13 protein-coding genes are annotated in these 16,022 nt (G+C 70.2%); 2 read left to right on the forward strand and 11 right to left on the reverse strand.

All coding sequences use genetic code 11. From position 1 onward, the window contains the following. Window positions 1-58 precede the first annotated feature (58 nt). From ABZT17_RS36370 to solA, 8 genes are all read right to left on the reverse strand, one after another. Window positions 59-1,042 carry a D-2-hydroxyacid dehydrogenase gene (locus ABZT17_RS36370; protein ID WP_356355554.1) on the reverse strand — a complete coding sequence of 328 codons (984 nt, stop codon included), beginning with the start codon at window positions 1,040-1,042 and terminating at the stop codon, window positions 59-61. Window position 1,043: 1 nt separating this feature from the next. After that, window positions 1,044-2,495 carry an NAD-dependent succinate-semialdehyde dehydrogenase gene (locus tag ABZT17_RS36375; RefSeq protein ID WP_356355556.1) on the reverse strand — a complete coding sequence of 484 codons (1,452 nt, stop codon included), beginning with the start codon at window positions 2,493-2,495 and terminating at the stop codon, window positions 1,044-1,046. A 39-nt stretch (window positions 2,496-2,534) separates the two neighbouring features. Then, window positions 2,535-3,815: an FAD-binding oxidoreductase gene (locus ABZT17_RS36380; RefSeq protein WP_356355557.1), complete on the reverse strand. Its 1,281-nt coding sequence runs from the start codon at window positions 3,813-3,815 to the stop codon at window positions 2,535-2,537. Window positions 3,816-3,971: 156 nt separating this feature from the next. Further along, window positions 3,972-4,739, reverse strand: coding sequence for an amino acid ABC transporter ATP-binding protein (locus tag ABZT17_RS36385; protein ID WP_356355559.1), 768 nt, complete (start codon window positions 4,737-4,739; stop codon window positions 3,972-3,974). Then, window positions 4,736-5,695, reverse strand: a complete 960-nt coding sequence (locus ABZT17_RS36390) for an amino acid ABC transporter permease (protein WP_356355561.1) — start codon at window positions 5,693-5,695, stop codon at window positions 4,736-4,738. The genes ABZT17_RS36385 and ABZT17_RS36390 overlap by 4 nt, the downstream gene beginning before the upstream one ends. Window position 5,696: 1 nt before the next feature. Next, a complete protein-coding gene (locus ABZT17_RS36395) occupies window positions 5,697-6,635 on the reverse strand; it encodes an ABC transporter substrate-binding protein (RefSeq protein ID WP_356355563.1) in 939 nt (312 codons plus the stop codon). A gap of 144 nt (window positions 6,636-6,779) precedes the next feature. Continuing rightward, window positions 6,780-7,460 carry a haloacid dehalogenase type II gene (locus ABZT17_RS36400; RefSeq protein ID WP_356355565.1) on the reverse strand — a complete coding sequence of 227 codons (681 nt, stop codon included), beginning with the start codon at window positions 7,458-7,460 and terminating at the stop codon, window positions 6,780-6,782. Between the two features lie 117 nt (window positions 7,461-7,577). Beyond that, the gene (solA, locus tag ABZT17_RS36405; RefSeq protein WP_356355567.1) at window positions 7,578-8,714 is read right to left on the reverse strand and encodes an N-methyl-L-tryptophan oxidase; all 1,137 of its coding nucleotides are present in this window, start codon (window positions 8,712-8,714) and stop codon (window positions 7,578-7,580) included. A gap of 276 nt (window positions 8,715-8,990) precedes the next feature. Between solA and ABZT17_RS36410 the strand changes: the two genes are divergently transcribed. Further along, entirely contained in the window at window positions 8,991-10,610 is a 1,620-nt protein-coding gene (locus ABZT17_RS36410; RefSeq protein WP_356355569.1) for a PucR family transcriptional regulator ligand-binding domain-containing protein, read from the forward strand. A gap of 42 nt (window positions 10,611-10,652) precedes the next feature. Here the strand turns inward: ABZT17_RS36410 and ABZT17_RS36415 are convergent, their stop codons facing one another. The 3 genes from ABZT17_RS36415 to ABZT17_RS36425 all read right to left on the reverse strand — a co-directional run bounded on the left by ABZT17_RS36415 (window position 10,653) and on the right by ABZT17_RS36425 (window position 14,090). Then, window positions 10,653-11,711 (reverse strand): tartrate dehydrogenase, encoded by a 1,059-nt coding sequence (locus tag ABZT17_RS36415; protein WP_356355571.1) that lies wholly within the window; start codon window positions 11,709-11,711, stop codon window positions 10,653-10,655. A gap of 73 nt (window positions 11,712-11,784) precedes the next feature. After that, the gene (locus ABZT17_RS36420; RefSeq protein ID WP_356355573.1) at window positions 11,785-12,669 is read right to left on the reverse strand and encodes a LysR family transcriptional regulator; all 885 of its coding nucleotides are present in this window, start codon (window positions 12,667-12,669) and stop codon (window positions 11,785-11,787) included. 152 nt (window positions 12,670-12,821) lie between these two features. Beyond that, window positions 12,822-14,090 carry an aminotransferase class III-fold pyridoxal phosphate-dependent enzyme gene (locus ABZT17_RS36425; RefSeq protein ID WP_356355575.1) on the reverse strand — a complete coding sequence of 423 codons (1,269 nt, stop codon included), beginning with the start codon at window positions 14,088-14,090 and terminating at the stop codon, window positions 12,822-12,824. 223 nt (window positions 14,091-14,313) lie between these two features. On the opposite strand from ABZT17_RS36425, the gene ABZT17_RS36430 reads away from it, so the two are divergent. Continuing rightward, window positions 14,314-15,999: a PucR family transcriptional regulator ligand-binding domain-containing protein gene (locus ABZT17_RS36430; RefSeq protein WP_356355576.1), complete on the forward strand. Its 1,686-nt coding sequence runs from the start codon at window positions 14,314-14,316 to the stop codon at window positions 15,997-15,999. Window positions 16,000-16,022 lie beyond the last annotated feature (23 nt).

The following is a 16,022-nucleotide window of genomic DNA, read 5'->3' on the forward strand; positions in this document are numbered from 1 at the left end:
GTCGGCCAGATGCCGCCGCAGGATCTCAGCGACCCGCAGGGGCGGTTGCTGCTCGGCCTCAGGCCGGCCGCGGGTCGTCGACCACGTATCCGCGCCGCTTGTCCACCACGTTGCGCAGCGGTCGGCCCTCGACGCGGCGGGCGAAGTTGTCGAGGAACACCTCGATGAGCGCCTCCCGCTCGCTGGTGGTCTCGCCGGCCGTGTGCGGAGAGACGATCACGCCGGGCATGTTCCACAGGAGGGACTCGGCAGGCAGCGGTTCCTGGGCGAACACGTCCAGGGCCGCGCCGGCGAGCCGTCCGGCGGCGAGGTGGTCGACCAGCGCCTCCTCGTCGACGAGTCCGCCCCGGCCTACGTTGATCAGCCGCGCCCCCGGCTTCATGGCGGTGAGCACGGAGGCATCGACCATGCCCCGGGTGCCCTGGGTGAGGGGGGCGGCCAGGACGACGTAGTCCGCTTCCGTCAGCGCCTGGCGCAGGGTTTTCGCACCGTGGACCGTGCCGAAGTCGGGGTCGTCCGTGCGGGACTCGCGGCCCGCGCCGGACACCCGCATCCCGACAGCGCGCAGCAGCCGGGCGATGGCCCGGCCGATCGGCCCCGTGCCCCAGACCAGCACGGTGCGTCCGGTGATGCCGTCACTGGGGCGGGGACGCCACTCGCGGCGCCGCTGGTGCTCCCAGGTGCCGGGGAAGTCCTTGGCGAGGGCGAGGATCAGGCCCAGGACGTACTCGGCGGTCGGCTGCTCGTAGACGCCGCGGGCGTTGGTCAGGACAAGGTGCGGATCGTCCACCAGGGCGGGGAACAGGAAGGAGTCCACGCCCGCGGAGGACGCGTGGACCCAGCGGGGCGCCTTCTGCGGATCATCGGGCCACGCCTCCCGGATGGCCGGGGTGATGGTCACCCAGGCCATGAGGACGTCGGCGCCGGGGAGGAGGTAGGGCAGTTCCTCCTCCGTGGCGTAGACGGTGTCGGCGAGGCTCTCGATGCGTGCGGCGGCGGGGGGCCGGTTCCCGCGGTAGAGGACGACGAGTCGCTCGCGCATGTCAGGCTCCGACGGGGACGGCCATGTACTTGTACTCCAGGAACTCGTCGATGCCGACGAGTCCGCCCTCGCGGCCCAGGCCGGACTGCTTGACGCCGCCGAAGGGGGCGGCGGGGTTGGAGACCAGTCCGGTGTTGATGCCGATCATGCCGCTCTCGAGGCGTTCGGCGACCCGCAGGGCACGGTCGAGGTTCTGGGTGAACAGGTAGGCGGCCAGGCCGAATTCGGTGTCGTTGGCGGCGGTGACGGCCTCGTCCTCGGTCTCGAAGGTACGGATCGCGGCGACGGGGCCGAAGATCTCGTTGTCGACGATCGCGGCGTCGGGGGCGATGCCGGTGAGGACGGTGGGCGGGTAGAAGCAGCCCGGTCCCTCGGGGAGTTCACCGCCGGTCAGGGCGGTGGCACCGCGCTTGACGGCGTCCCGCACCAGGTCGTGGGCCTTGCTGCGGCCGACGAGGTCGATGAGGGGGCCGACGTCGGTGCCGGGTTCGGTGCCGGGCCCGACGGTGAGGGCGGCCATGCGGGCGGTGAGGCGCTGGGCGAACTCGTCGGCGACGGAGCTCTGGACGAGGATGCGGTTGGCCGCGCAGCAGGACTCGCCCATGTTGCGCATCTTGGCGACCATGGTGCCCTCGACGGCGGTGTCGAGGTCGGCGTCGTCGAAGACGATGAGGGGGGCGTTGCCGCCCAGTTCCATGGAGGTGCGGATGACAGTGTCGGCGCACTGGGCCAGCAGGATCCGCCCGACCTGGGTGGAGCCGGTGAAGGAGAGCTTGCGGATCTTCCCGCTGCGCAGGAGGGGTTCGACGACGCCGGCGGCGTCGGTGGTGGTGACGATGTTCAGCACCCCGGCCGGCAGGCCCGCTTCGGCGAGGATCTCCGCCAGGGCGAGGCTGGTCAGGGGGGTCTGGGGGGCGGGTTTGAGGACGATGGTGCAGCCGGCGGCGATGGCGGGGCCGATCTTGCGGGTGCCCATCGCGAGGGGGAAGTTCCAGGGGGTGATGAGCAGGCAGGGGCCGACGGGCTGACGGGCGACCAGCAGACGGTTCCTGCCGTCGGGGGCGGTCATCATGCCGCCGTCGATACGGACGGCCTCCTCGGAGAACCAGCGGAAGAACTCCGCGCCGTACGCCACTTCGGCCCGCGCCTCGGCCAGGGGCTTGCCCATCTCCAGGGTCATCAGCAGCGCGAGGTCCTCGGTGCGCGCGATGATGATGTCGTAGGCGCGGCGCAGGATCTCGCTGCGCGCACGCGGCGGGGTGGCGGCCCAGGCGGCCTGCGCGGCGACCGCCGCCTCTACCGCACGCCGGCCGTCGGCGGGTGAGGCGTCGGCGACCCGGCACAGTTCCTCGCCGGTGGCCGGGTTGTCGACGGACAGGGTCCGGCCGGACTCGGCGTCCTGCCAATCGCCGCCGATGAACAGCTGCTTGGGAACATCACGGACGACAGTCATCGTGGGTCTCCTTGTAGGTGTAGAGAGGCTGCCGACCGGTCAGCGGACGCGGTCGAGCGTCTTGTAGTAGGCGCCCGCGAAGGGCAGGAACCAGGCGGTGCCGTTGTAGAGGGGGATGCGGGGCGGGGCGATGTCGCGCACGGGGTTGGCCTCGGGGTGGCCGTCCAGCACCTCGGCCATGACGTGCCCCATGTGGGTGGCCATCTGCACGCCGTGGCCGGCGTATCCCATGGAGTAGTGGACGCCGTCCTCGGTCTGCCCGGCGTGCACGATGCGGTCCATGGCGAAGCCGACGGAGCCGCCCCACACGTACTCGATCTTGGTGCGGGAGAGCTGGGGGAAGATCTCGCACATCTCACGGAACAGGACGGCCCCGCTCTTCTTGTCCGAGGTGGGGTCGGACGGGGCGAAGCGGGCGCGGCCGCCGAACAGCAGCCGGTTGTCCGGGGTGAGCCGGAAGTAGTGGCAGACCTTGTTGGAGTCGACGATGAGGCGGGCCTTGGGGATGATGTCCCGGGCGAGTTCCTCGCCGAGCGGCTCGGTGACGATGATGAAGCTGCCCACGCAGACCTGCTGGCGGCGCAGCCAGGGGAAGTTCTTGTCGGTGTAGGCGTCGGTGGCCATCATGACCTGCCCGGCACGGATGACACCGCGCTCGGTGCTGACCTCGAACCGGCCGGCGGCGGTACGCCGTATGCCGATGGCCGCGTTGCGCTCGTGGATCTCGACACCGGCGCGCTCGCACGCCTCGGCCATACCGCGCACGAAGCGGCCGACGTGCAGGGCGGCGCTGAACGGGTCGAGGAGGCCGCCGTGGTAGATGTCGGAGCCGATCTCGGACCGCAGCTCGGCCTTGCCGATCAGTTCGGTCTCGTGTCCGAAGTGCTTGGCCAGGGCGCGCTGTTGGGCCTTCTTGGCTTCGAAGTGGGCGGGGCGGGAGGCTACGCCCAGGCGTCCGACGCGGCGGAACTGGCAGTCGATGGACTCCTCGTTCACGAGCCGCTCGACGGTGTCCACGGCCTCGCCGTAGGAGTTGTAGATCTCGCGGGCCCGCTCCGGTCCGTACCGGCGGATGGCCTGGCCCACGCCGATGGTGAAGCCCAGGTTGGCCATGCCGCCGTTGCGGGCGGAGGCCCCGGAGCCGATCTGGCCCTTCTCGACGAGGATGACGCGGGCGCCCTTGCGGGCGGAGTGCAGGGCGGTGGACAGACCCGTCAGGCCGGCGCCGACGACCACCAGGTCGGTGTCCTCGGTCAGCGGCTTGCCGGATCGGTCGGGAAACGCCCCTGCGGTCTCTATCCAGTAGGGGATGGTCTTCATGTCGGGTCCTTAGCGGGGAGTTTCGAAGGGGCGCGGCCGGGCAGCACCAGGGGCCCGGCCGACGGCAATGTCAGCGACGGTCGGTTCGACGGCTGACTGGAGGGCGTTGAGACCGGGACCAACAGGGTGCGGACGTCACGTCGGTCCCAGCCGCTGCTACAGGACCCTTTCGAGGAAGGCCTGGGTTCGTTTCTCACGGGGGTTGGCCAGCACTTCGCGGGCGTCGCCGCGCTCGACTGCGATGCCTTCGTCCATGAAGAGCACTTCGTCGGCGACCTCGCGGGCGAAGGCCATCTCGTGGGTGACCAGGAGCATGGTCATTCCGTTGCCGGCGAGGTCGCGCATGACGGCGAGCACTTCGCCCACGCGCTCGGGGTCCAGCGCGCTGGTGGGTTCGTCGAACAGCATGATGGTGGGTTCCATCGCCAGCGCGCGGGCGATGGCCACGCGCTGCTGCTGACCGCCGGAGAGTTGAGCGGGGTACTTGTGGCCGCAGCCCTTGAGGCCGACCTTGGCCAGCAGTTCCTGTGCCTGTTCCCGGCAGGTGGCGCGGTCCTTCTTCTGCACCAGCACCGGTCCGGACATGACATTGCTCTCGGCGGTCATGTTGGGGAAGAGGTTGAACTGCTGGAACACCATGCCGATACGGGCACGCTGCTCGGCCAGCCGCTTGGGGCTGACTGCGTGGTAGGCGTCGTCCTTCTCGACGTGGCCGAAGTCCTCGCCATTGACGCGCAGGACGCCGCGGTCGACGGTCTCCAGGCCGTTGATGCAGCGCAGCAGGGTCGATTTGCCCGATCCGCTCGGCCCGATGATGCAGGAGATCTCCCCGGCCGCGACGGTCAGGTCGATGTCACGCAGGACCTGGTGACGTCCGAAGCTCTTGCACAGCTTGCGTGCGACGATCGTTCCGTCCGGGTTCACAGCAGGGACTCCCTCGTGGTGGGAACGGGCTGGGCCGCCCCCGGCTCGGCCGACGTGGCGGCCGGGGTCAGCCGTGCCCGGGTCGAGCGGGAGAATCGGCGCTCGATCATGGACTGGGGCACGCTCAGCACCAGCGTCATGATCAGGTACCAGAGGCTGGCCACGATCAGCAGCGGGATCGTCTGGTAATTGCGGGCGTAGATCGACTGGGCGCTGTTCAGCAGGTCGGCGACGCCGAGCACGCTCACCAGCGAGGTCTCCTTGAGCATGCCGATCACCTGGTTGCCGGTGGCCGGGATGACCGCCGGCATGGTCTGCGGGATGATCACGTGCCGGAGCTTGGTGAACCCCGACATGCCCAGGGACTCCGCCGCCTCGTGCTGTCCGCGGCTGACCGAGGCGAACCCGCCGCGGATGATCTCGGACATGTAGGCGGCCTGGTTGAGCGTCAGCCCCACGACGGCCGCGGTCATCGGCGTCATGATCGCGTTCACGTTCACCGGCGTGGAGATGTCGGTGAACGGGATGCCGACCGAGAGGTGCGGGTACAGCGCCGCGATGTTGAACCAGAAGACCAGCTGTACGAGCACCGGGGTGCCGCGGAAGAAGGTGATGTAGAGCTGGGCGAGCCCGGAGACGGGCCGCTGGTGCGACATGCGCATCACCGCCAGCACCAGCCCGAGCAGCGTGCCCAGACCCATGCTCGCCACGGTCAGCAGGAGCGTGATCAGCAGGCCGTTGAGGATGGTCTCGGTGGTGAAGTAGCTGAACACCACCGGCCAGCGATAGTTCTCATTCGTCACCGCGGTCCACACCAGGCCGGCGACGATCGCGATCGCGACGGCCCAGGCGACGTAGTCGCGCGGACGTTTCGGCGTGATCCGCTTCTTCTCTTCGGCCAGTAGTTGTGACACCGGTCGGCTCCTGGTCTTCGTACCGATCAGATCCGTGGACATGTCAGTCCTGCGGGACGGCCATGGTCGCGGTCTTGATCCCGAGGTCCTTGAGACCCCAGCGGCCCAGCGCCTGGGTGTACTTGGGGTCGTCGATGATCGACTGGAGGGCGGCCTTCACCGCGGGGGTCAGCGGCGAGTCCTTCTTCAGCGCGACGGTAGCGGGCTTGGTGGCCACCAGGGGCTTGAGGACGTCGAACGTCTTGGGCTGCTGCGCGGCCGCCCACTCGAGCGAGATGAAGTCGTACATCACCGCGTCGATCCGCTTGGAGACCAGCTGGGTCAGAGCGTCGTTCACGCTGGGCAGGCTCACCGACTTGATGGCCGGCTTGCCCTTGTTCGTACAGTCCTGCTTGGACAGCTGGGGCAGCCACTGCAGCTCCGCGGTGCTGCCGGAGGGGACGGCGACGCGGTGCCCGCACAGCGTGTGGGTGCTCAGCTTCTGCGGGTTGCCGTAGGGGACGGACACCCCGGTCCCGGAGTTGACGTAGTCGACCATGTCGAGCACCTTCAGCCGGTCGCTGGTGGCACCCATGGTGGAGGCGGTGAAGTCGTACCGGTCGGCCTGCAGTCCGGTGATGATGGTGTCGAACTTGACGTTGTTGATCTGGAGTTTCAGGCCGAGCTTGGCGGCGATCAGCCGGGACATGTCCGGGTTGAACCCGATCGGGGTCTTGTTGTCCGATGCCATGAACGTGGTGGGCGGGTACGACAGGTCCATGGCCACCGACAGCGTGCCCTTGGCCTTGACCGCCGCGGGCAGCAGTTTCACCGCGTTCTGGTCCGGCTTCACGCCCACCGAGATGTCGTCGGTGTGCTCGGCCGACGCGCCGGATCCCCCGCCCTGCGTCGTGCCCTTCGCCGACGCGTTCTCCGCCGTGCCGGTCGCCCCGCACGCGGCGAGCGCGAGGGCCAGGGCGGTGGTGGCGATCGGGATGCTCAAATGCCTGTTGACCTGCAGGGCTGCAGCCCGGGCGCCTGCGGTGCGGAGTACGGATCTGCGGCCTGTCCTGGTGTTTTCCATGGCGGTGCCTCCTGGGGAACGCTGGGGGTACGGGGGTGGGACGGCGGGTACGGGGGGTGCGCGTCAGATGCCGAGCATCTGGTTGAGCTCGTCCAGGGACTTGACGGTCACGTAGTCGTAGCCGTGGGTGACCGGGTCGCAGCCGCGGTCCAGCAGGACGAGGTTGCGGAAGCCCAAGTCGTGCATGGGCATCAGGTCGTAGCGGGTGTGCGAGGAGACGTGCACGAAGTCCTCGGGGGACGCGTCGAGCTGGTCGAGCATGTACTCGAACGCGGCGTAGCGGGGCTTGTAGTAGCCGGCCTGCTCGGCGGTGAAGACGGCGTGGAAGTCGGCGCCGAGCCGGGGCACGCTCTCGGCGAGGACGGAGTCGTCGGCGTTGGAGAGGATCACCAGCTTGTAGTTCTCGCCCATCTTCTTCAGCGGTGCCGGCACATCCGCGTGCGGGCCCCAGCTGCGCACGCCGTCGGCGAGCCGCTTGCCCGCGTCCGGGACCGCCTTGATGCCCCACTTGCGGCACACGCCCTCGAAGGCGGCCTGCAGTGTCTGCTCGTAGGGGTAGTACTTGTCGAGGACCGAGTCGTAGCGGTAGCCGCGGAACTCCTTCACGAACTGGTCCCACTGCTCGGCGGGGATCTGGTCGCCGACGAGTTCACGCGTGATGGGGGTCATCGGCCACTCGATCAACGTCCCGTAGCAGTCGAACGAGACGTACTTCGGGCGGAACTGGAACGAGGGAATGGGCATGGACGTACTCCACTTTCTTGCGTCGGGGAACTGGTCGGGGCCGGCGCGGCCCTTTTTTGGCATGCTCACGACAGAAACATCGGAAGGGGGGATGACGACGTCGGCGACCGCCGGGGATCAGGCGGCGCCGACTCCTGCCGGAGCGAGGAAGTCGACAGGGTGCTCCGTGGTGCCGTCGAGCGCCAGGTCGGCGGCGATCTCGCCCATCGCGGGCGAGAACTTGAAACCGCTGCCGGAGAACCCGGCCATGACGATGATGTCGTCCTCGCCGGGGAGATGACCGACGAGCGGGTTTCCGGACTCCGTGTAGCCCTCCATGTAGGCCGACGTCCTGATGGGGTCGGGGTTCAGGTCGGGCATGAGTTCACCGATGAGCTCGCGGAAGACACCGAGTTCCTCGGGGCGGACGGTGCGTTCGAGCCGATCGGGCTCGGGCACCGGCGCGTGGTACTTGAAGGAGAGACCGAGCTTGACGGAGATGCCGTCGGGCGACGGGATCCCGAAGCAGTCGTGGGGTGCGGCGCGCACGAAGGAAGGGGCACCGCCCGCGAACCAGTCGTGACGGGTGGGCAGATGCCAGGTACAGACCACCCGGCGGACGTCCACGGTCCGGGGGAGGTCCGGGAGCAGGGTGTTGATCCAGGGGCCCACGGTCACCACGGCGGCGTCCACGTGGTCCGTGCCCAGGTCGGTGACGATCCGCACCCCGCCGCCCGCCGCGGGGACGACCTCGCGCACCGTGGTGTAGCGGTGCAGCCGGGCGCCCAGCTGTTCGGCACGGGCGGCGGCGGCCTGGATCGACGCCTCCGGCCTGATGACGGCGCCCAACCGGTCGAGGACAGCGGTGTGTCCGTCCGGGAGCCGGTGCTGCGGGTAGCGGCGGCCGAGCCCCTCCCGGTCCAGGACCTCGTGATCCAGCCCATGGGCGGCGCTGGTGGACAGGAGGAGGCGCATGGACGGAGAGGCGGTCTCTCCCATCACGAGGCTGCCGCTGCGGCGTCGCAGCGACCGGCCCGTCTCCGCCTGGAGCTGCTCCCACATCCGGTCCGCCAGCCGCAGCAGCGGAATGTACGCGGGCTCACCGAGGTGGGCGGCTCGGTAGATGCGGCTCTCGCCCCCGGCCGCGCCGCGGTCGTGACCCGGCGCGTACCGGTCGTAGCCGATGACCTCGGCTCCGCGGGCGGCCAGTCGCCACATGGCCTGGCTGCCCATGCTGCCGGCACCGATCACGGCGACGCGCTTCGGAATGCGCATGAGATCGCTCCGCTCGATGGTGTGGTCTGGGTGGAAGTCGCCCCAGCACGCTGCGGATACCGCGCGGACCTTCGCAGTTCGGATCCTGCTGGGGATGGCGTTCACTTTCCGCCCCGCGGAACCCGCAGGTCAACCCACACTGTGTTCCGCTTCAGGGCCTTCTCGAGACGGTCTGTCACTGCGGACGACCGGACTGCCCAAATGACGGCCCGCCTCTTGTCACGATGAGTGGCCGGTGCGAAGGTGAGCCCCGTTCCCTCGGATGAAAGACCCCCTATGCCGCCCAGACACCATGCAAACGGGCACTTCCCTACCCTTAGGGAGGTACTGGGCCTGCCCGTGCTCGCCGAGGGCATGCCTCGCGTGCTGGCCGGCGAGGCACGGCTGGACAGCCCGGTGCGCTGGGTGCATGTCACCGAGCTGCTCAACCCCGCGGACTTCCTGGAGGGCGGCGAGCTGATCCTGACGACCGGCGTGCCGCATCCGGAGGACGCCTCCGAGCTGCGCGGCTACGTCGACCAGCTCGCGGACGTCGGCGCGGCCGGCCTGGTCGTGGAGCTCGGTTATCGGTACCAGAAGGTGCCCCAGGAGCTGGTGACGGCGTGCCGTGCCCGTGACGTGCCGCTGGTCGAACTGGCCCGGGGCGTCCGGTTCGTCGACGTCACGCAGACGGTGCACGCGCTCATCCTGGACGCCCAGGGGGCCCTGCTGCGCCGCGGGCGGGACATCCAGGACATCTTCACGGCCCTGACGCTGCGGGGCGCGGGCCCCGAGGAGCTGGTGCACACCACCGCGGAGCTCACCGGAGCCCCGGTGGTGCTGGAGGATCTCACCCACCGGGTCCTGATGTGCGAGCTGCTCGGCCGGCCGTACGAGCCGGTGGTGTCGGCCTGGTCGCGGCGGTCGCGGGCCGCCCCGACACCGGAGAGGCTCACGCCGAGCGGCCCGGAGGGGTGGCTGATCGCGCCGGTGCAGGACCACCACGGCCCGTGGGGACGGCTGGTCCTGCTGGAGGACCGGCTGAGCCCCGAGCCCGACCCGGAACATGTCCTGGTGCTGGAGCGCGCGGCGGTCGCGCTGACCATGGCGCGTCTGGCGGGGCAGGCCTGGTGGGAGCGCCGGGCCCACCGCTCCGTACTGCGGGACCTGTACGAACGGCGTTTCCGCTCCCCCGCGGACGCCCGCGCCCGCGCCGAGGCACTGGGACTGCCCACCCTCGGGCACCGCCTCTTCGCCGTGGTCATCCGCCACCCGTACACCGGCACCGAGGCGGAACACCTCGACGAACGGATCGCGAAGGCGCTGACGAACACCGGTGTCCGCGCCCTGGTCGGCGAGACGGCCCCGGGCCGCATCGGGGTGCTCATGGCTCTGGCGCAGGCGAGCGCCTGGCAGCCGGTCGCCGAGCAGATAGGCCGTCTGACCCGGGAGGAGCTCGGGCCGCGGGCCGTCGTCGCGGTCGGCCCCGGGGTGACCGACCTCGGCGGGATCGCCCGGTCGTGGCAGGAGGCGGAACAGACGGCCGAAGCCGTCACGCCCGCCTCCCCGGAACGGTGGTTCTACGTCCCCGCCGACGTCCGGCTGCCGGAGTTGCTGGGCGTCCTCCGGGAGGACACCCGTCTGCAGCGGTACGCGGAGCGGCAGCTGACCCGCCTCATCGAGCACGACAACCGCAACAACGGCGATCTGCTCCCGGCACTGCGCGCCTATCTGGCGGCGGCCGGGAACAAGTCGGTCGCGGCGAAACGCGCCGGCATGTCCCGGCAGGCCTACTACCAGCGCCTGCACACCATCGAGCGGCTCCTCGGCTGCGACCTGGAATCAGGCCTGGAGCGCACGTCCCTGCACGTCGCGGTGCTGGTTCTGGACGCGGGTGAGGCTCCACCCGGCGCATGACCCCTCGCCCGGCAGGGACGCGCAACGGCCCCGGGAGACGGCTCAGAGGAGCTCGATCAGCCTGTCGGTGAACTCGGCGGTGGTCGCGGTTCCGCCCAGGTCGCGGGTGCGGGTATCGGTCTTGGCCAGGACCGACGCGATCGCGTCCGTGATGTCCTTGGCCGCGGCCGGGTGGCCGAGGTGGTCGAGCATCATGGCCGCGGACCAGATCGCGCCCAGCGGGTTGGCGATGCCCTGGCCCGCGATGTCCGGCGCGGAGCCGTGCACCGGCTCGAACATCGAGGGGAACTCGCCCTCGGGGTTGAGGTTGGCCGCCGGGGCGACGCCGATCGATCCGGCGACCGCGGCGGCCAGGTCGCTGAGGATGTCGCCGAACAGGTTGGAGGCGACGACGACGTCGAAGCGGGCGGGGTCCAGGACGAACTTGGCCGCCAGCGCGTCGATGTGCTCCTGGTCCCAGGTGACGCCGGGGTGTTCGGCGGCCCGCTCGGCGATCAGCTCGTCCCAGAACGGCATGGTGTGGATGATGCCGTTGGACTTGGTTGCGGAGGTGAGCCTCCCCCGGCGGCGGGCGGCGAGCGAGAACGCGAAGTCGGCGACACGGGTGACCCCGGCCCGGGTGAACACCGCCTCCTGGACGGCCAGTTCCTCGGCCGTTCCCTGGTTCAGCCGGCCGCCGATCTCGCTGTACTCGCCCTCGACGTTCTCCCGCACCACGACGAGATCGACCTCGCCCGGCCGCGCGCCGCGCACCGGACTGTCTATGCCCGCGAAGACACGGACGGGCCGGAGGTTGACGTACTGGCGGAAGCTGCGCCGTATCGGGATCAGCAGCCCCCACAGCGAGACATGGTCCGGGACCCCCGGGTAGCCGACGGCGCCCAGCAGGATCGCGTCCTTGTCGCGCAGCTGGTCGATACCGTCGGCGGGCATCATGGCGCCCTCCCGCAGGTACCGCTCGCACGACCAGTCGTACGACGTGTAGGAGAGGCTGAAGCCGTGGCGGCGGCCGAGAAGGTCGAGCACCTGCTGTGCTGGGGGCAGTACCTCGGCGCCGATGCCGTCGCCGGGGATCAGGGCAATGCGGTGGTTCGTCGTCATGCCGTCGATTGCAGCAAGGCGGTCCGCGGAGCGTCCAAGACGCAAAGCGGATATCCCTGATAAGCGGCGCCTATCAGCTGCCCGCAGCCGGGACGGCGGCCGCGAGGAACGCGGCAGCCGCCGGCGACAGGCTGCCGCGGCGGCTGACGAGAGCGATGTCCAGGCTGCTCTCCGGCTCGATGTCCAGCACGCGGGCGCCCAGCTGCCGGCCCAGGTCCCGCCAGGAATCCATGACCACCGCGAGCCCGACACCGGCCAGGACCAGGGGCATGAGCGACACCCGGTGCTCGGTCTCGGCGGCGACGGTGAACTCGATGCCCTGGTCCCGCAGCGCGTCGACGTAGGCACGCATCCCGGTGCCCGGCTGCCCGACGATCAGCCGCTGTCCCGCGAGTTCCTGGCACTCCACCGCCGTCCGGCCGGCGAACGGGCCGTCGGCCGGGACCATCAGAACGAAGCGCTGCCGCCCCAGCGCACGGGAGACGACCTCCTTGTCGGAGAGCGGGCCTGTGGACGCCAAGAGGCCCAGTTCCACGGCACCCGTGCGCACCATGTCGATCACGTCGCGCGCGGTGAACGCCGCTTTGATGGCCACGGAGACGCCGGGATAGCGGTGGCTGAACGCGCTCACCAGACTCGTCAACGGCTCCACCGCCTGCGACGGCACGGATGCCACGTCCAGGCGCCCCTCACGCAGCTCGTGCACGGCCGCGACACTCGCCCGCGCCGTCTCCAGACTCCGCACGGCCTCCCGGGCAGGCTCGATCAGAGCCCTTCCGGCCTCCGTCAGCACCGCCCTGCGCCCGATGCGATGGAACAACTCGGAGCCGAGATCACGCTCCAGTGCCCGCACGGCCTGCGACAGCGACGGCTGCGACACGTACAGAGCCGAGGCCGCACGGTTGAACCCCCCACGATCGACGATCGCGAGGAAGTACTCCAGCTGCCGGATGTCCATTACGCACACTCTGCCCCTCGATGAAGCAGCCGACGACTCGATGGGGCTGGATCAGCGTTTCCTGAACGCGGCATGGACGAGGCGATCGTCGCCACCAGGCGGGCCGTCGCCGCGGTGACGACCGCACAGGAGCCCTCGGTGCGATGGGTCTGTCATCCCCGCGCCGCTCCCGATGTACCGGCCTCCACCGCGGCCGCCCATGCCTGGAGTCCGTGGTCCACCGCCGTCTCGTCGATCACCAGGGCCGGGATCATCCGCACGACCTGGTTCCAGGCGCCGCACAGAAGCAGGAGCAGGCCCTGGTCGACGGCGGCACGCTGCACGCGGGCGGCAGTCCCGGGGTCCGGACTCCCGTCCTCGGTGACGAACTCGGTGGCGAGCATGAGCCCGAGTCCGCGTACGTCGCCGATGCCTGCGGTCCGGTCGGCCACCGCCTCCAGGCCCTGGCGCAGGCGCTCGCCCATCGCCTCGGCGTTCTCGACGAGCTTCTCGTCGTGGACGACGTCCAGGGTGGCGCAGGCCGCGGCGCAGGCGACGGCGTTGGCGCCGTACGTACCGCCCTGCGATCCCGGCCACGCCTTGGCCATCAGCTCGCCGGAGGCAGCGATTCCTGACAGCGGGAAGCCGCTGGCCAGGCCCTTGGCGGTGACGAGGATGTCGGGTGTGACGCCGAAGTGCTCGTGTCCCCAGAACCGGCCGGTGCGGCCCACTCCGGTCTGCACCTCGTCGAGGATCAGCAGGAAGCCGTGCCGGTCGGCCCGCTCCCGCAGGCCCTCCAGGAAGGCGCGGGTCGCGGGCACGTACCCGCCCTCGCCGAGCACCGGCTCGACGATGACCGCGGCCGTGTCGGCAGGTGAGGAGATCGTCTGGAGTGTGTAGTCCAGCTCCTTCAGGGCGAATCGTGTCGCGGTCTCCTCGTCCCAGCCGTAGCGGAAGGCCGAGGGGAAGGGGGTGACGACGACACCGCTCATCAACGGGGAGAAGCCGGACCGGAAGCGGGTGCCGGAGGTCGTCATCGAGGCGGCGGCCACCGTACGACCGTGGAAGCCCCCGTGGCAGACCAGGATGTTCGGCCGACCGGTGGCCTGCCGGGCCAGCCGCAGCGCCGCCTCCACCGCCTCGCTGCCGGAGTTCGTGAAGAACAGGCTGTCGAGCCCCTCGGGCAGGACCTCGCCCAGCTTGTCGACAAGCCGCTGCAGCGGCTGGTGCATGACTGTCGTGTACTGGCCGTGGACGAGGGTGCCCACCTGTTCCCGGGCGGCCGCCACGACCTTGGGGTGGCAGTGCCCAGTGCTGGTCACCCCGATGCCGGCGGTGAAGTCGAGGTAGCGGCGGCCGTCATCACCGTAGAGGTGGACGCCCTCTCCCCGGACCGCCACCACGGGCGTGGCCTGGCGAAGGTGCGGCGACAGTGCAGTCATGTTCGTCTCCCGGCGGGTCGTCGGTCTGGCTCCGGTCCGGTCGAGCATCTCCGCGTACCTCGATGACGCCAACGCCCGAACTGTCCGGCCGCACCGCGGCATCTGGACGTTGTGTCAGCCGCACCGGGCATCACGCCCCGCTCGTCCTGCTCAGCGGCCCTTTCCCAGCTCTTGCGCAGGTCAGTGAGGCTTGTCAGGGTGACGGAGCACCCAGGGAGGTCCCATGCGCGAGAAGCACCACACGGCCGCAAGGCCCGTCACCGACGGTCCTGGCGCCTCCTTGGCAGGCCCGGACGTGGCCACCGTCGGCCATCCGCTCACCGTGGCCGACGTTCTGGCTCTTCCCGTCCTGTCCGCCGGGCAGCCGCAGGTCGTCACCGGAGCAGACCTGCTCGACCGCCCCGTCCGCTGGGTGCACATGACCGAGCTGACCGACCCTGCCTCTTTCCTCAAGGGCGGCGAACTCGTACTGACCACCGGTATGCCCCTGCCGGAGGAGCCGGCCGGTGTACGCCGCTACGTGAACGAACTCGCCGACATCGGCGCTGCGGCCCTGGTCATCGAACTGGTCCGCCGTTACCACCGCCCGCCCGACGCCCTGGTCCATGCCTGCGAGGCCCGCGGGCTCCCCCTCGTGAGCCTGGCGAAGGACGTCAACTTCCTTGAGGTCACCCAGGTCGTCCACGCTCTCCTCCTCGGCAACCAGGCCGAGGAGATGCGCCGGACCCAGCGCATTCACGAGGCGTTCACCGCCCTCACCCTGCGCGGCGCTGTGCCCGATGAGGTCGTACGTGCCGCCGCCGAGATGAGCGGCCACACCGTCGTAGTGGAGAACCTGGCCCACCAGGCACTGATCTGCGCGCCCTCCGCAGGCACGGTCGAGGCAGCGCTCAGCGACTGGGAACGGCGCTCACGAGCGACCCCTGCGACCGGCCGCACATCCGTGTCCGGACCCGACGGCTGGCTCGTGACGTCCGTGGAGTACCAGGGCGAAAGCTGGGGCCGGGTGGTCATGCTGCCCGCCCCGCCACGCCGACCCACCCCCTCGACATTCGGCCCCACGGCTGTGACGGTCCTGGAGAGAGCCGCGATGGCCCTCACCATCGCCCGCGTGATCCACCCCGTGCCCTGGGAACGCACCGCACACCGCAATCTCCTGCGTGACCTCGTCGGACAACGTCACCACTCTCCTACGGACGCCGAGGCCCGGGTCGCCGCGCTGGGTCTGTCCACCAAGGACTGCAGCTTCATGGCCGTGCTCGCGGACTTCCCCCAAGAGACCGACGCGACGAAAAGCGAGGCCCTCCTCTGCGAGGAGCTGAGGAAACAAGGGACACAGGCCGTCGTCGGCGTTCTCGGTCCCACGCGCCTCGGCATCCTCCTGTCCCTGCGCCCCGGCCTGCCGTGCCCACCCGTGGTCGAACACCTGAGCCGCACCGTACTCGAGTTGGCGCCGGGGGCCACCGTCAGCGCAGGCAGCGAGGCGACGGACCTCTTCGATGTCGCCCGATCCTTCCGCGAGGCGACCCGCGTCACCGAAGCCACCGAGCCCGGCCGGCCGCTCCCGCCGGGACGCTCCTACCACAAGCCGTCCGACATCGGCCTGCGCCGCCTGCTCTTCGCGCTCCGGGAGGACACCCGGATCCAGGACTTCACCGAGCGCCGGCTCAGCCGGCTCCTCGACCATGACGCCCGCCACGGCACGGACTTGCTGACGACCTTGCGCCACTACCTCGACGCGGCAGGCAACAAGACCCTGGCAGCCCGCTCCGGCTGTCTGTCCCGCGAGACCGTCTACCAACGTCTGCGCAGCATCGAGCGGATACTCGACTGCGATCTCGAGTCCGGCGAACACCGCACCGAACTACACGTGGCACTCACAGCGCTCGACGTCCTACGGGCCGTGTGAGCCGGAACGACCCATACCCGAGC

Origin of the sequence: Streptomyces sp. NPDC005648 (genome assembly GCF_040605395.1) — a bacterium.
GTDB lineage: Bacteria > Actinomycetota > Actinomycetes > Streptomycetales > Streptomycetaceae > Streptomyces.

What these genes read in the sequence shown, in the direction of transcription:
- ABZT17_RS36370 (WP_356355554.1), bottom strand. Translation starts at nt 1,042, where the DNA reads ATGCGCGAGCGACTCGTCGTCCTCTACCGCGGGAACCGGCCCCCCGCC.
- ABZT17_RS36375 (WP_356355556.1), bottom strand. Translation starts at nt 2,495, where the DNA reads ATGACTGTCGTCCGTGATGTTCCCAAGCAGCTGTTCATCGGCGGCGAT.
- ABZT17_RS36380 (WP_356355557.1), bottom strand. Translation starts at nt 3,815, where the DNA reads ATGAAGACCATCCCCTACTGGATAGAGACCGCAGGGGCGTTTCCCGAC.
- ABZT17_RS36390 (WP_356355561.1), bottom strand. Translation starts at nt 5,695, where the DNA reads ATGTCCACGGATCTGATCGGTACGAAGACCAGGAGCCGACCGGTGTCA.
- ABZT17_RS36400 (WP_356355565.1), bottom strand. Translation starts at nt 7,460, where the DNA reads ATGCCCATTCCCTCGTTCCAGTTCCGCCCGAAGTACGTCTCGTTCGAC.
- solA (WP_356355567.1), bottom strand. Translation starts at nt 8,714, where the DNA reads ATGCGCATTCCGAAGCGCGTCGCCGTGATCGGTGCCGGCAGCATGGGC.
- ABZT17_RS36410 (WP_356355569.1), top strand. Translation starts at nt 8,991, where the DNA reads ATGCCGCCCAGACACCATGCAAACGGGCACTTCCCTACCCTTAGGGAG.
- ABZT17_RS36415 (WP_356355571.1), bottom strand. Translation starts at nt 11,711, where the DNA reads ATGACGACGAACCACCGCATTGCCCTGATCCCCGGCGACGGCATCGGC.
- ABZT17_RS36420 (WP_356355573.1), bottom strand. Translation starts at nt 12,669, where the DNA reads ATGGACATCCGGCAGCTGGAGTACTTCCTCGCGATCGTCGATCGTGGG.
- ABZT17_RS36425 (WP_356355575.1), bottom strand. Translation starts at nt 14,090, where the DNA reads ATGACTGCACTGTCGCCGCACCTTCGCCAGGCCACGCCCGTGGTGGCG.
- ABZT17_RS36430 (WP_356355576.1), top strand. Translation starts at nt 14,314, where the DNA reads ATGCGCGAGAAGCACCACACGGCCGCAAGGCCCGTCACCGACGGTCCT.